13 protein-coding genes are annotated in these 14173 nt (G+C 44.0%); 5 read left to right on the plus strand and 8 right to left on the minus strand.

The window, feature by feature from the left end; all coding sequences use genetic code 11:
• Positions 1-89 precede the first annotated feature (89 nt).
• Positions 90-995, minus strand: coding sequence for a manganese-dependent inorganic pyrophosphatase (locus tag vsple_RS08660; RefSeq protein ID WP_255230461.1), 906 nt, complete (start codon positions 993-995; stop codon positions 90-92).
• Positions 996-1285: 290 nt separating this feature from the next.
• On the opposite strand from vsple_RS08660, the gene vsple_RS08665 reads away from it, so the two are divergent.
• Positions 1286-1741, plus strand: a complete 456-nt coding sequence (locus tag vsple_RS08665) for a putative manganese transporter (RefSeq protein ID WP_261881762.1) — start codon at positions 1286-1288, stop codon at positions 1739-1741.
• Between the two features lie 245 nt (positions 1742-1986).
• Here vsple_RS08665 and torA read toward each other — a convergent pair whose 3' ends face one another.
• The 3 genes from torA to torE are packed head-to-tail and all read right to left on the minus strand — an operon-like array spanning position 1987 to position 5888.
• The gene (torA, locus tag vsple_RS08670) at positions 1987-4449 is read right to left on the minus strand and encodes a trimethylamine-N-oxide reductase TorA (RefSeq protein ID WP_261881763.1); all 2463 of its coding nucleotides are present in this window, start codon (positions 4447-4449) and stop codon (positions 1987-1989) included.
• A gap of 24 nt (positions 4450-4473) precedes the next feature.
• Positions 4474-5655 carry a pentaheme c-type cytochrome TorC gene (torC, locus tag vsple_RS08675; RefSeq protein WP_032552120.1) on the minus strand — a complete coding sequence of 394 codons (1182 nt, stop codon included), beginning with the start codon at positions 5653-5655 and terminating at the stop codon, positions 4474-4476.
• A gap of 50 nt (positions 5656-5705) precedes the next feature.
• Positions 5706-5888 (minus strand): trimethylamine N-oxide reductase system protein TorE, encoded by a 183-nt coding sequence (gene torE / locus vsple_RS08680; protein ID WP_255230458.1) that lies wholly within the window; start codon positions 5886-5888, stop codon positions 5706-5708.
• Between the two features lie 437 nt (positions 5889-6325).
• Between torE and vsple_RS08685 the strand changes: the two genes are divergently transcribed.
• Entirely contained in the window at positions 6326-7120 is a 795-nt protein-coding gene (locus tag vsple_RS08685; RefSeq protein WP_261881764.1) for an ABC transporter permease, read from the plus strand.
• A 283-nt stretch (positions 7121-7403) separates the two neighbouring features.
• Here vsple_RS08685 and focA read toward each other — a convergent pair whose 3' ends face one another.
• Together focA and vsple_RS08695 are read right to left on the minus strand one after the other, a co-directional pair.
• Positions 7404-8246 (minus strand): formate transporter FocA, encoded by an 843-nt coding sequence (focA, locus tag vsple_RS08690; protein ID WP_261881765.1) that lies wholly within the window; start codon positions 8244-8246, stop codon positions 7404-7406.
• A gap of 362 nt (positions 8247-8608) precedes the next feature.
• On the minus strand, positions 8609-9916 hold the full coding sequence (locus vsple_RS08695; protein ID WP_261881766.1) for an ATPase: 1308 nt from the start codon (positions 9914-9916) through the stop codon (positions 8609-8611).
• A gap of 262 nt (positions 9917-10178) precedes the next feature.
• Between vsple_RS08695 and vsple_RS08700 the strand changes: the two genes are divergently transcribed.
• From vsple_RS08700 to vsple_RS08710, 3 genes are all read left to right on the plus strand, one after another.
• Positions 10179-10409, plus strand: a complete 231-nt coding sequence (locus vsple_RS08700; RefSeq protein WP_255230454.1) for a TIGR02647 family protein — start codon at positions 10179-10181, stop codon at positions 10407-10409.
• 159 nt (positions 10410-10568) lie between these two features.
• On the plus strand, positions 10569-11411 hold the full coding sequence (locus vsple_RS08705; RefSeq protein ID WP_261881767.1) for an NAD-dependent epimerase/dehydratase family protein: 843 nt from the start codon (positions 10569-10571) through the stop codon (positions 11409-11411).
• Positions 11404-12039 carry a YdcF family protein gene (locus tag vsple_RS08710; protein WP_261881768.1) on the plus strand — a complete coding sequence of 212 codons (636 nt, stop codon included), beginning with the start codon at positions 11404-11406 and terminating at the stop codon, positions 12037-12039. The genes vsple_RS08705 and vsple_RS08710 overlap by 8 nt, the downstream gene beginning before the upstream one ends.
• 75 nt (positions 12040-12114) lie before the next feature.
• On the opposite strand, the gene vsple_RS08715 is transcribed toward vsple_RS08710, so the two are convergent.
• Positions 12115-12693, minus strand: a complete 579-nt coding sequence (locus vsple_RS08715; protein WP_255230452.1) for a thymidine kinase — start codon at positions 12691-12693, stop codon at positions 12115-12117.
• A gap of 96 nt (positions 12694-12789) precedes the next feature.
• Positions 12790-14172 carry a cysteine--tRNA ligase gene (cysS, locus tag vsple_RS08720; RefSeq protein ID WP_255230451.1) on the minus strand — a complete coding sequence of 461 codons (1383 nt, stop codon included), beginning with the start codon at positions 14170-14172 and terminating at the stop codon, positions 12790-12792.
• Between the last annotated feature and the right edge of the window lies 1 nt (position 14173).

Here is a 14173-nt window from a genome sequence, read left to right on the forward strand (position 1 = left end):
TATTCAAAGAAATAGTCTAATAAAGTGCAATTTAATGCCAAAGAAAAACGCCTGCTAAAAAGCAGGCGTTTAATTCCTCAGCAGCTTGATTAAGCAAGCTCACCTTGAAGCCAAGGCCAACCTTGCTTCTTACGGCTTAGTGTATTTTCCATCATCAATACACCATCTTGCTCGTGCTTAACTAGCTTCTCAGCCCACTCACCTTTGTAAAGAAGACGAGTTTGAGCTGTTGTAATATCAGTTAACATTACTGCAGCGAATGCTAGACCGTCTTTCTCGCAACGAGCTTCTAGGTCAGCTTCAAGAGCTTCAATCATGCCATCAACTTGCTCAAGAGTCGCTAGCTCAACTTGGCCAACTACTACGTCGCGACCGTTGAACGGGTAACCTTTAAGGTCTTTTTCTACTAGCTCAGCAGCTGATAGACCTTCGATGTTTGTTTTCGCGATTAGCAGTGCTTTGATGAACGCGTCTACGTCAGTTACACCCGCGATCTCTGCTAGCTCAGCAACCGCGTCTTTGTCTTTTTGAGTACAAGTCGGAGATGCAAAACCTACCGTGTCTGACAGGATAGCAGACATCATTAGCTTAGCGATTTGTGGTGTGATTTCGTGACCTTCAATCTTGAACATGTTGAATAGTACAGTGTTTGTACAACCAACAGGCCAGATCCACGCTTCCATTGGGTTTACTGTCATCACATCGCCTAGACGGTGGTGATCGACAATACCTAGGATTTCTGCGTCAGCTACGTCATCAGGTGCTTGAGCTAGATCTGAGTAGTCTACTAGCCAAATTTTTTCGCCAGCAACAGAAGTACGAAGCTCTGGCATATCTGCGCCAGCAACTTCTAGAATGTGTTGAGTTTCGCGGTTGATCTCGCCTTGGCGAATTGGTGTCGCTTCTTCGCCACGAGCTTTCAGAAGCTCAGTTGCAACTAGCGCGCTACAAATACTGTCACTATCAGGGTTTTTGTGACCAACAACTAAAATCATGTTTCTTCCTATTACACTAAAATTACAGCTCTACCTACAGAGCATCTCTTTATTTCGCCTACTTTACCCTATTTTTTGACAATGATCATCGCTTCGTTGCTGCCTGTTAGACTATTTACCTATAGGAAGATGGAAGAAAACCCAAAAATACAATTGATAATCACTCTCATTCGTATATAGTTATATCAAAGTCCTTAGTTACTGGGTACATCGTTATGAATCGAAGAGTCCAATTCGCACCAGATCATCAAACTTCGAAATCAATACCATCACCCCTATTTAGTAAGCGAATGTTTCTTACTTTTTCGCTCGCTACTTTGATTGTGATTGCAACGATACTGGATCTAACGGTCACGACTGTAACAGACTCCACTTTTGCTGCTGTGCTCTATATTGTATTGAGCTTAGTCGGTTACCAATGGCTAACTCTCAGCACCGATGACGAGCACGTACTGACACATCAATGTCGCTCCAATCAGGTCGTCTGTGCTTCCGTAATGGCCGCAATCCCTGGTTGTGGTGGTTTGGTAAGGGTTATGTCTCAATTTGTTTCTGGGAAGCTAGGCATGGGGGCACTTGTCGCCGCTCTAATCAGCACACTGGGCAACGCGGCATTTTTGTTCATTATCAACGACATTAGTAGCGGCCTCGCCGTGGTCGCATTGAGTGTGGTTATGGGCAGTGCTTTGGGAAAAATTATTAACCAGTCCCATGTCGATGACTTACTGCGCCCAAGCAAGCTTTAGGACCAATAAACCCCTCTTATCAATCATCCATTGCCGAGTTTCCGTTCGTTCCGAGGTCACCTGTCAGGATTACTGGTGGCCTTGGAGCGTTCTCCATAGCTCCTACTTTACTCATAGGATGCATTCAAAAGCTCGTAGGTGATTCCAAAAAATATAAGCTCTAACAGACTCAAAATGTAAAAAAGCCCCCGTAAGCATCACTTACAGGGGCTTTTAACTATGTTTCAGTAGTTATATCGAGTGCATTAAGCGACTTCGATTGGACCGCCGAATGAAGTCACTGGAGGTAACTTACCTGTGAACTTCTCAAAGTCGACCAGACATGTATTTGCCGATGTCGCTTGAGCTAGCTCAGAAGAGCCAATATCTTGAGTCAGTGTGTTTGGATCACCGTATGTATCTAGCGCACCCACTTTCTCATTCATTGGACCGTACCAAGCACCTTCCTCGATACGCACAACACCTGGAGCATAGCTATCCATAAGAACAGCACCAGCCAAAAGTTGACCACGGTCGTTGAATACACGTACCACATCACCATCTTTGATGCCTTTCTTCTTAGCATCTGTTGGGTTGATGTAGATTGGCTCACGACCTTGTACCGCGTAAGTCGCACGGAACTCTTCAGAATCACACATCTGAGAGTGCAGGCGCTTGTCTGGGTGACAAGATTGTAGCCAGTACGGGTGTTTGTCAGAACCTGGACCACCGTGTGAACGTTCAGATTTCTCGAACCACATTGGGTGCTCTTGACAGTGCTCGTAGCCCATGTTGCCTACTGTACGGCTTGTGATTTCAATGAAACCAGAAGGTGTACCTAGTGCATTGATCTCTGGGTCTTCACGGAATGAAGCGTGACGAGTCCATGGCTTACCTTTACCGAAGTCTAGGAAACCTTTCTCCCAGAACTCATCAAACTCTGGCATTTCGAAGCTGCCTTCGTTTGCCGCGCGACACTCATCATACAAAGACTTAATCCACTGCATTTCATCCATACCACGCGTGTAATCGTCGTAACGACCCCAACGCTTAGTTAAGCTAGACATGATTTCGAAGTCAGTCTTAGATTGGAACAGAGGGTCCACTAGTTTATGCATCGCGATCAAACCACGACCAGAGTACGCACCGTAACCATCAATATCATTACGCTCCCACTGAGTACATGCTGGAAGCACGATATCAGAGTGGCGACACGTTGCTGTCCAAGTAAAGTCGACTGCAACAACAGTTTGCAGGCTCTTGAACGCTTTACGCATCTTGTTGCGATCTTGGTGGTGGTGCCACGGGTTGTTACCACTGAATACCATCATCTTGATATCTGGCAGTGTTACCGTTGAACCATTCGCTTTGATCTTCTTACCTGGCTCTAGCAAGCTATCAACCCAACGAGCAACTGGGATTACGCGGCTGTAACCGTTGTAATCTGTGTTCGTGTACTTCGGCTTCTGACCTTGGTCGATGTTTAGCGGGAATGAACCCGGAGCTGAGAAGCCCGTTGATGATACACCGATACCAGAGTAGTGGTGACCGTAAGAGATACCACCGCCAGGTAGACCAATTTGACCAACCATTGCTGCAATAACTGCACACATCCAGTAAGGTTGCTCACCGTGCTGTTGACGCTGAATACTCCAACCTACAAGAATCTGTGTACGACCGTTAACTAGCATCTTAGCGAAGTCACGGATTGAGTCCGCACTTGCGCCACAGATAGCAGAAGCCCACTCAGGCGTCTTCTCAACTTTGTCTTTCGTCTCACCTTGAACGTACTTAATGAAGTCTTCAAAACCTAGACAGTAAGTCTCGATGAACTTCTTGTCGTATAGGCCTTCATTGTAAAGCACGTGAGCAACACCCAGCATGAACGCCACGTCAGTTTGTGGGTTAATGTAGAACTGCTCGTTTTCTAGGTAACGACCTGTTTTGTTTTTCACAGGGTCAACAGAAACAACGTTGATCTCTTTGTTAGCAACTTTTTCTTTCAGTTGTTCTAGGTATGCGAAAGACTCGTGAGTCTCACACGTCCAACCGACTTGAAGGTTCTTAACTGGATCGTTACCCCAAAGGATAATGTTGTCACTGTTTTCTAGGATAAGTTCCCAAGATGTACCTTGTGCATAAACTTCTGTAGAACCTAGCACGTAAGGCATGATTGTTTGACCAGCACCTGTTGAGTAGTCACCAATCTTCTTCACAGAGTAGCCGTGAAGTGCCATTGCACGTTGCATGTGGTTAGTACAGCTGTGGAACTGACCTGTTTGTCTCCAACCAGTTTGACCTGTGTGAAGCGCCCATGGGCCGTAATCTTTCTGTACGCGCTCTAGCTCGCGGTAAACAAGATCGAGTGCCTCGTCCCAAGTCACACGGATAAAGCGGTTGTTACCACGTGTATCTGCGCTGTACTTGTGCTTTTTCAGCCAGTCTAGGCGAACCATAGGGTAACGCACACGTGATGGGCTGTAGATAATGCCTTTGATACCCTTCAACATCTCTGTTGGGTGTTTATCAATTTCTAGTGGCTTGATCTCTTGAACCTTACCAGCGTAAACACGTGCACGGAATGCACCCCAGTGAGAACCTGAGACTTTCCACGTGCCGTCTGTTTCTGCTGCAGATGCAGAAGCCGACACTAATAGGCTTGGGCCCATAACTGATGCCGCACCTGTTGTCGCGACACCTTTCAGAAAACTTCTTCTTGTAATTGCCATTGTGTTACTCCAATTGACGTCTTATTAGTGATGGCCTTCAGAAAAATCTGATGAGTGCTTCTGTAGATACTTAAGAACAAGTGCTTCTGTATCAGTGTCGAAGTTAACGAATGCGATCATACCGTCTAGCATGCCTACCCAACCGTTAGCACTGAAGTGCGCTTCGTCTGGCTGTGAGTGACACGTTGAACAGTTAGACTGGTAAGCCTGACCTGCTGCATTCCAGATTGGATCGAAGTTATCAACCATAGACTCTTTCTTCATCCACAGTGCTAGGTTAACTTCTTCCCATGGAAGACCCGTTAGCTCGTCTTCTTTCTTCTCACCAACAGTGATAACGTCGCTTTGAGACACTTCTTTGGTCAAGATTGCGGTAGAGATGTTCATACCGAAGTCTTCTTGGATTACACGACCAAAGCCTTTCGCTTTACGCCAGCCGTCGATCTGAACCTTGATCATGTCACCTTTTTCGTCGATCACTGCAACTTTACTTGCTGGGCTTAGTAGACCGGCTTCAACGGTTGCTGTCTCGTCTGTGTACATTGGTAGGTGACGGATTGAGATCACGTCAGAACCGTTCGCGTAAGAAGTGCTGCCTGCAACTTGCTCAAGCTCACCAACGATACCGCTCGCTGATTCCATATCAAGTGGAAGGTTGTGCGCGATACCTTTGTGACAGTCAACACAGCTTTGATCACGCTCTGCTGCATTCTTCATTTGAATACGCGCAGTTGGACGCATGTTTTCGAAATCCATTGAGTCGTAGTTGTGACAGTTTTTACACTCTAGAGATTTGTTTGCAGAGAAACGATCCCATTCGTGTTTTGCTAACTCGATACGACGTGCTTCGAATTTTTCAGGTGTATCTAGGTCACCGAAAACTTGTGCGAATACTTCTTTAGATGCTTGCATCTTACGCGCGATTTTAGCAGTCCATTCGTGAGGAACGTGACAGTCTGGACACGTTGCACGAACACCAGATGTGTTTTTCCAGTGAACCGTGTCTTGCAGTTCTACGTATACGTTGTCACGCATGGTGTGACAGCTGATACAAAATTCTTCCGTGTTAGTTGCTTCTAATGCAGTGTTGAAACCACCCCAGAAGATAACACCCGCGATAAAACCACCCATGGTTAGTACACCAAGGCTGATGTGTACTGCAGGGCGTGTCATTGTGCGCCACAGTTTAACTAAAAATGACTTCATGATTAGCTCTCTTAAATATCTGTTCTAAAAAATGTTGTTGTGTGAGGGCATTACATGCCGCCATGAGCACCTGGAGGTCCAAATACGAACACTTGAAGCGCCCAAACTAGGAAGCCGTAGCCACCTACAAAAGCAACACTCAACAGAGGAAAGAGAACCACTGCGATGAAGAGGAATGACTTCCACTCCAACGAGCGCTTTTCGCCGGTTTCAATTTTATTAACATCACTCATACATTTTGCCTATTTTGTATTTAGTAATTTCGATAAGCCCATTCTAAGGGGCTAAAGTTCATCAGTATCTAGCAACAAATTTTAGACCACACTTAAAGTAGGGTTCAATCAAATCAATGCTCTTAGCCCTTGCTAATCAATACTTTTTTGAGCTCATCCAGAGTTGTTTTCAGTTAAAGAAACATATTAAAAAGTATTAACAAATGTGAAGAATTAAGCAGATTAATCAATTGTTAAATCAACACAAAAACCCAACAAACAAGTAACCACTTGTAACCTTTTACCTACTAAGTAGTAGCCAAATTAGACGCAAACAGCGAGATTTATGTGCCATATTTGTTAAATTTTTGCTGCAAAAACGCACCAACATCTCATTGGCAGAAAATGAAATCGAGCGGAGTTTTAGATAATATAGAGGGACTAGATAAGGAAGCTTTATGCAAGACGTTATTGATATCTCATGGTGGCAGCTATTACTCTTTAGTTCACTACTGATCCTTCCCATTGGCATCAATCACCACTTCAAACTCGGACTCGCAAAAGAAGCCAGCATCAGTATTGTGCGAATGGCTGTTCAGCTATTTCTCGTAGGCTTGTACCTTGAGTATCTATTTGGACTCGACAGTGTGTGGATCAACCTTCTTTGGTTAAGCATCATGATAGTCGTCGGTGCTAGTTCAATTGTTGAAAAGGCAAAGCTACCAAGAAAGCTGCTCTTATTACCCATCGCAACCGGACTGTCCATTACCTGCATTCCTATCGTACTTTTCATCTGTTTCTATATCATCAAGCCAACACCTTTATTTGGTGCACAGTATTTGATACCCATTGCAGGAATGCTGCTTGGCAATAGTTTGAGCAGTAATATTGTGGCGCTACAAAACTTATTCGGTGCCTTTGAAACTCAGAAGTCGGAATATGAAGCTGCAATCGCGCTAGGAGCGTCTCCTACCTACGCGTCAGCGCCATTTGTTCGAAATGCAATGCGAAAGGCCATGTCTCCGATCATGGCCTCTATGGCAACAATAGGACTTGTGACCCTTCCAGGTATGATGACAGGCCAAATTTTAGGAGGCGCTTCTCCTATGATTGCCATCAAGTATCAACTGATGATCATGCTCGCTATCTTCATTATGATGAGCACTTCACTTGCAGTAGCCTTAAGTCTGTCGCTTAAAACCACCCTCACGAAAGAGGGACGCGTAAAAGCGACGATCAAAAATAATACTTGATCACCCTTTTGATCCTTATCAATTGGGTTACTCACGGAGTTTAAGACAGGTTATCCACAGAAATTGTGGATAACCAAATCTAATCAGGTTGCCCCTACTAGATTCGGCTTGTCAACTCTCCAAATGAGTGCATTTCTCCCCTTTTCAAGGATATATAGAGGTACGTTACCAAATGGATGTTATTTTGGGCGACGTCGGCACTCCGCTAGCTAGTTTGTTTGTCCACAATAAAAAACGGCTCACCGAAGTGAGCCGTAAGAAACCGTGATTAAGAGAGACAAAATCAGTCGCGCAGATAAATTAACCAGTACCACATACCGACAAAAATACCACCACCGATAATATTACCGATTGTCACAGGCAGTAGGTTATTGACTAAAAAATCCATCATATTTAGGTCAACGTAATCGGCTGGGTTCGCTCCAGTCATCGTCCAAAATTCAGCTGGTGCAAATGTTTTGATACCGATAGCCAAAGGGACTTGAAACATGTTCGCAATGCAGTGCTCAAAGCCCGCCGACACAAACATCGCCACAGGTAGAATCATAACGGCAATTTTGTCTGTCAGAGTGCGGCCACTAAATGTCATCCATACGGCAATACACACAAGGACATTACACATGATGCCTAGCGCTACGGCTTGAATAAAATCATGGTGAAGCTTGTGTTGAGAAATGGCCATTGCATTTAAACCTACCTGACCATGATCAAACATGTATTGTTTAGTCAAAAGCATACAAGCCACCAGCAACAAGGCACCAATCAGGTTACCGATATACACTGTCGCCCAGTTTTTAATTAAGATTGCCCATGAAATCTTACCACTTGCTCTCGCAACTAACGTCAGTACTGAGCTGGTGAACAGTTCACCACCGGTTACGACCACTAAAATAAGCCCCAAACTAAAGGCAAGACCACCAATTAAGCGAGTAATACCCCAAGGCAAGTCACCTGCTCCTGTCGTGACTATGGTATAGAACACAAAGGCGATACCAATATGAATACCAGCAGAGATTGCCAATAGGAAAGATTTAATTGGATCTTTAGTTGCTTTACCTACGCCGATATCTGCAGCGCGCTCAGCCATTTGGGGCGGTAATAATGAGTCAAATTGATTTAGGTTCATGGTTGTTTACATTTTGAAACATGTCGTCGGGAGCGCGATAATCCTCTCTTTTATTTTGTATTTCAAGTGCTAATTTTAACGTGAATTATCGTGATCCAGCTCTCATTCAAAAAACAGATAGGATTTGGAGAAAAACATACGACTTTAGGATTAGCCGGAAGTCACCATTCAATTCTCAGAAAAAACTCAACAATATAATAAATATTTTAAATTCAATTACTTAAACAAAGATGAATAAAAATACTATGCGCTAATTCGATACCTAGCCTCCTCCGAAAGGAAAATTTTGACGCAGATCAATAGAAAGTAAAAAAGCGCCCGAGGGCGCTTTTAGGATTGGGTACAACTGTATTTGTTGGTCGCTACGAGTTTTCAATTTCTGCGACAGTTTCAACCTTTGATGCAGCTTCGTCGGCTGCCGGCGCAGTTACAGCTTCAACCGCTGGTTGTGCCACTGGCTCAGTTGAAACTCCACTCGCTTGCAATTTCAAGCTCGAGACCAAGTCTTCCAAACTCTTGATATGAGCATCGCTTTTTGAAACCTGCTTTGTCAGTAACTCACTCTGCTTACTCGCATCAATAAGCTGCTGTGCCTGGCGTTGGTTTTCAGTTTCTAACTTGGCCAGCTTTGCCGTTAGAGATTCAATCTCTTGAGTAAGTTCAGACGTTAAATCTGAACTCTTTAGTTTTTTAATGCTCGCAACAATCTTCTCTGATTGAAGACGTAAACCAACATCACGATAATCTTGTTCATTAACCGCTTTCGAAATATTGAGTAACTGATTTTCAGCATTCAAGACCGCTTGTTCAAACTTGTCATCTTTAATACTCGCGAGCAATTTCACTTCATGAGCGACACTGCGAACATGGTTCAGCTCAAACTCTGCGGCTGAGATTGCATCTTGGATGATCGACTTCTCACGCGGAGTGGCCTTTACTTTGCTTTCTGCGAGTTCAATTTGTGAAGTTGCTTTGGCAAAAGTGAGTGGCACCACTTCATGAAAATCTTCGTCTTCTAACAGCTCTAACTTCTCTTTTAGAGGAACAATGTATTTTTTATGTGCAACTTTCACTTCAAGTACACGGGCATTATTCAAAAACTCAACCTGTGCTTCTTGAGCGTCTTCCAACTCATCAACTAATACATAATTGAACAACTCTTGATACTCTGAATGCAGTCGTTTGTAATTCGACTTAAACATGGTATCTGCACCGAGTAGCTTCAAATAATCCATCTGCGCAATGGAGTCTGCCAGTACTTGGTCTGCTTTGTCTTTTAATAGTAGGATCGATTCGTAGTTGGACTTCACCGTTTCAATTTTCTCATCAAACGCCTGAGCGTACGTCTGACTTGAGAAGATTGAATAACTGTCTGCAATCAATGTTTGATCTTTAACGATATCTGCATAAATCTCTTGCGCGTCCGACCAAGCTCCCAACAACTCTTTGTAGTTTTCAGGTGCATACAGTGCGTATTGTGAGTGCGCTTCTAGCTTAGTTTCCCATTCAGTGTAGGTTGTTTGAATTGAATCAAACAAACGTACTTCACTGGACGCTTGAACATCCTTATTCGTTGCTTGGCTCGTATCACTTTGACCTGCTGGCGTGCTCTGACACCCAGCAACACCCAATAGCATACCCACCACTAAAGCTATCTTCTTGGCTCTCACTGACCTTTTCCTTTTTATATAATTCACACCAATTCGGTGCTATTAGATTTTTGTTAGTCCAATATATTATAAGCGTCTAAAAATGAACATCACCCATTGCTTAAATGAATGTAATTCAGCCAATTTAATTCAATATATCAAGCTATGCGTTGATTAAATACCCAATTTGGTATCAGTTATCAATTCTCTTGATTTCCTATTGCCTGCACTATCATTGCGCACTATTGTGAAAACAGAAGACATTAAAATTAATAGGTCAATTATGAAGTACACTACTGAACACATTGCAGATTTAAACCTTCTTCTTCAGTTTGATGTAAGCAGTGCCGCGACCGGCATTAAGGTGCATCAAGACGCTTCTTCTGAAATGAAAGAAGCGGTACAACGCTTGTTCGCCAAGGGCCTTTGTACTCAGCCAGACGGTGGATACCTCACCGATGAGGGTATTGAAACCGCAGAGCGTGCTGACAAGCTGCTTCGTATCCTAAAATAAACATCATATCTCTAAGAACTCCATTCGCTTCGGCAATGGAGTTTTTTCATTTATGGGATTTTCATTTTTTTATAAAGGTTTGTTAGGCTTAAAGAAGGGATTCAGACAGATTGTAAGGTCGAGTCACCCGACGATATCAGTAAAGGAAGTGAGGAATTTATGGCATCTATACTAGTCCTAGGAGCGGGTTGGGTTGGCGCCCCTTTAGCGGATCATCTAGGCCGTCACGGACACAGCGTTGTCGCAACAAAGACAAGCCCCATAGGTGTGGAAGAGCTTAAACAGCAACAAATATCCGGGGTCGAATTTTCCTTTAGTGAAAATGCGGATAACGTATCTCAGCTCTATTCTCTGCTTCTTGAAAATAACATTGAGATAGTAATAGGTAGTTTCCCACCGGGATTTAGAAAGGGCGCAGGAAAAGATTACGCTCGCCATTGGCAGCAGCTAGTAGAAGCGAGCCAAAAAGCGAATATAAAGAAGCTGATTATGGTGAGCTCTACCACGGTGTATCCTGAGAAGCCTGGCACCATTCATGAGAGTGACGCGTCGCTATTGACCGCAAATAACTCGTCAACTTATCCATTTTCTGACAACGCTAAGATCATGCTGACGGCTGAGCAATCTGTTATCGACTCAGGCATTGATTACACTGTGCTACGCTTTAGTGGATTGATTGGTCCCAATCGCCACCCTTCTCGCTTTGCTAGCAAGTTAAAACAAGTAAGCACTCAAGCGCCAGCCAATATGCTGCACCTAGATGATGCAATTCGTGGTGTCGATTTCGCAATCACGCAACTCCACAATGAAGTGGTCAATGTCACAACCCCTAATACCGTCAGTAAAGCTGAATTCTATGCCGCAGCGTTGAAAAGTGCGAACAGCAAAGAGCCCTTACCCCCAATTGTCGATACACCGGATAAAAAAGTCTCGTCAGAGAAAATTTCTAGCTTAGGTTTCTCATTCAAATATAACTCTACCTTGGATGCACTTGATGACTAAACTACACCGAGCTATTGATATTTTATGGGATTATATGCAGGTTGGTGATACACCATCACCGTCTGATTGTATCTTTGTTTTATGTAGCAACGACACTCGAGTCGCTGAATACGCTGCACAACTCTTCAAGCAAGGGATAGCTCCCTATATCGTTTTTTCTGGAGGTGTAGGACGATTCACCGAAGGTCAGTTCAATCAAAGCGAAGCAGAAACCTTTGCCACCATCGCTCGCGACTGTGGTGTTCCCGGTTCCGCAATTATCGTCGAAACGCAAGCAAGTAATACTGGCGAAAATGTACGTTTTACCTATGAATTACTTAAGAATTTAGGGGAGATTCCTAAACAACTAACCTTGGTTCAGAAGCCATTTATGGAGAAGCGAACCTATGCCACCTTCAAACAGCAGTGGCCGGATAAAGACGCACAGATTACAGTGACATCTCAAAGGCAACACTGGGTAGAGTACTATAATGAAGAGATACCCTTGGAGATGGTGTTAGGCGCATTAATCGCAGATTTCGAGCGGATCAAAGCATACCCAAGATTAGGTTTTCAAATCGCTCTTCCGATCCCAGAAGACGTAGAGTTAGCCTATCAGCAGCTTAAAAGAGTGGGATTTGAAGCTTAATCATGATTAGACAGATTGCTTTAGACATAAAAAACGGTGGCTTTGAGAGCCACCGTTTTGTTCGTTCAATTGGGACTATTTACCCAGCGCTTCTTTGTAGTGCAAACGACACACAGAGACGTATTTATCGTTGCCACCAATCGCAACCTGATCTCCTTCTGCAATCGCCACACCATGTTCGTCAGTGCGAATCACCATATTTGCTTTACGACCACAATGACAAATAGTTTTAAGCTCAACCAATTTATCTGCCCAAGACAGTAGGTATTTACTGCCTTCAAATAGCTCACCAAGGAAGTCGGTTCTTAAACCATAACACAGCACAGGAATGTGCAGTTTATCCACTACCTCAGTCAATTGATAAACCTGCTCTTTCGATAGGAACTGACACTCATCAATCAGAACACAGTGGCGCTTTTCTTCTTCGTTCAGTGCCATGATAGCTTGGAATAGATCCGTATCCGCTTTGAACAGTTGCGCTTCCGATTGTAGCCCGATACGTGAGCTCACTTTTCCAACACCATAACGGTCATCTAACGCCGCAGTGAAGATTACGGGAGTCATTCCACGCTCTTGGTAATTAAAAGAAGACTGTAAGAGCGTTGTTGATTTACCCGCGTTCATCGCAGAGTAATAAAAATACATCTGAGCCACAGAAATATTCCTGTTTAATAAAGTTGAATATAGAAAAGATGAAATTAGAGAATTTTTGCTAGAAAAAAGGGCTGAAAATCAGCCCTTTTTATAAGATTACTTACGACGCCAAGTTGTGCCTTCTGGGCCGTCTTCTAAGATAATACCTAATTCGTTTAATTTATCACGAGCAAGGTCGGCATTAGCCCAATCTTTCGAAGCACGAGAATCGTTACGCAGTTTAATCAGAGCTTCGATTTCAGCAACTTCGTCATCATCGCCAGTACCACCTTGAAGGAAAGACTCAGGCTCTTGGTGAAGGATACCGATCACATCAGCCAGTTCGCGCATCAGCGCACCAAGCTCGCTTGCTTTCTCTAGGTTTTCTGTCTTCAGGCGGTTAACTTCACGTGCCATGTCGAACAGTACTGAGTAAGCTTCTGGCGTATTGAAGTCGTCGTTCATCGCGGTTGTAAAGCGAGTCACATACTCTTCACCACCTGCAGGCGCAACGGTTAGGTCAAGACCACGCAGAGACGTGTATAAACGCTCTAGTGCTGAACGTGCTTGGTTAAGGTTATCTTCACTGTAGTTTAGCTGGCTGCGGTAGTGACCAGACATTAGGAAGTAACGTACTGTTTCTGCATCGTAGTGACCTAGAACGTCACGAATCGTAAAGAAGTTACCTAGAGATTTAGACATCTTCTCTTTGTCGACCATTACCATACCACTGTGCATCCATGTGTTTACATAGTCGGTGCCGTGTGCACAGCAAGATTGCGCAATTTCGTTCTCGTGGTGTGGGAACTGTAGATCCGAGCCACCACCGTGAATGTCGAAGTGATTGCCTAGAATGGAAGAGTTCATTGCAGAACACTCAATGTGCCAACCTGGTCGGCCTGGGCCCCATGGTGATTCCCATGTTGGTTCACCCGGCTTAGACATCTTCCAAAGAACAAAGTCTAGTGGGCTGCGTTTTGCTGACTCAATATCAACACGAGCACCCGCTTGCAGCTGATCAAGGTCTTGCTTAGATAGTTTGCCGTATTCGTCAAACTTCTTAACCTCAAACATTACGTCACCGTTGCTCGCTACGTACGCGAAACCACGAGCAATCAAGGTTTCAACCAACTCGATGATTTCAGTGATGAACTCTGTCGCACGAGGCTCAACATCAGGACGCTTCATATTTAGCGCATCAAAGTCTGCGTGCATTTCGCCGATTAGACGTTCTGTTAGCGAGTCACAAGATTCGCCATTTTCGTTTGCACGCTTGATGATTTTGTCATCGATATCTGTGATATTACGAACAAATGTTAGGTCATAACCAAGGTAACGTAAGTAACGAGACACAACGTCAAAAGAGACGAAGGTACGGCCATGACCGATGTGACAGAGATCGTAAATGGTTACCCCACAGACATACATGCCGACTTTGCCAGCTGTAATTGGTTTGAATTCCTCTTTCTGTCTTGTGAGTGTGTTATATATCTTCAACATG

The sequence above is a fragment of the Vibrio pelagius genome, assembly GCF_024347575.1.
GTDB classification, from domain to species: Bacteria; Pseudomonadota; Gammaproteobacteria; order Enterobacterales; family Vibrionaceae; genus Vibrio; species Vibrio pelagius.

Excerpts from the sequence above, each read along its gene's own strand:
- vsple_RS08660 (WP_255230461.1), bottom strand. The coding sequence starts at position 995 with ATGATTTTAGTTGTTGGTCACAAAAACCCTGATAGTGACAGTATTTGT.
- vsple_RS08665 (WP_261881762.1), top strand. The coding sequence starts at position 1,286 with ATGTTTCTTACTTTTTCGCTCGCTACTTTGATTGTGATTGCAACGATA.
- vsple_RS08705 (WP_261881767.1), top strand. The coding sequence starts at position 10,569 with ATGGCATCTATACTAGTCCTAGGAGCGGGTTGGGTTGGCGCCCCTTTA.
- cysS (WP_255230451.1), bottom strand. The coding sequence starts at position 14,172 with ATGTTGAAGATATATAACACACTCACAAGACAGAAAGAGGAATTCAAA.
- torA (WP_261881763.1), bottom strand. The coding sequence starts at position 4,449 with ATGGCAATTACAAGAAGAAGTTTTCTGAAAGGTGTCGCGACAACAGGT.
- focA (WP_261881765.1), bottom strand. The coding sequence starts at position 8,246 with ATGAACCTAAATCAATTTGACTCATTATTACCGCCCCAAATGGCTGAG.
- torE (WP_255230458.1), bottom strand. The coding sequence starts at position 5,888 with ATGAGTGATGTTAATAAAATTGAAACCGGCGAAAAGCGCTCGTTGGAG.
- vsple_RS08700 (WP_255230454.1), top strand. The coding sequence starts at position 10,179 with ATGAAGTACACTACTGAACACATTGCAGATTTAAACCTTCTTCTTCAG.
- vsple_RS08710 (WP_261881768.1), top strand. The coding sequence starts at position 11,404 with ATGACTAAACTACACCGAGCTATTGATATTTTATGGGATTATATGCAG.
- torC (WP_032552120.1), bottom strand. The coding sequence starts at position 5,655 with ATGAAGTCATTTTTAGTTAAACTGTGGCGCACAATGACACGCCCTGCA.
- vsple_RS08685 (WP_261881764.1), top strand. The coding sequence starts at position 6,326 with ATGCAAGACGTTATTGATATCTCATGGTGGCAGCTATTACTCTTTAGT.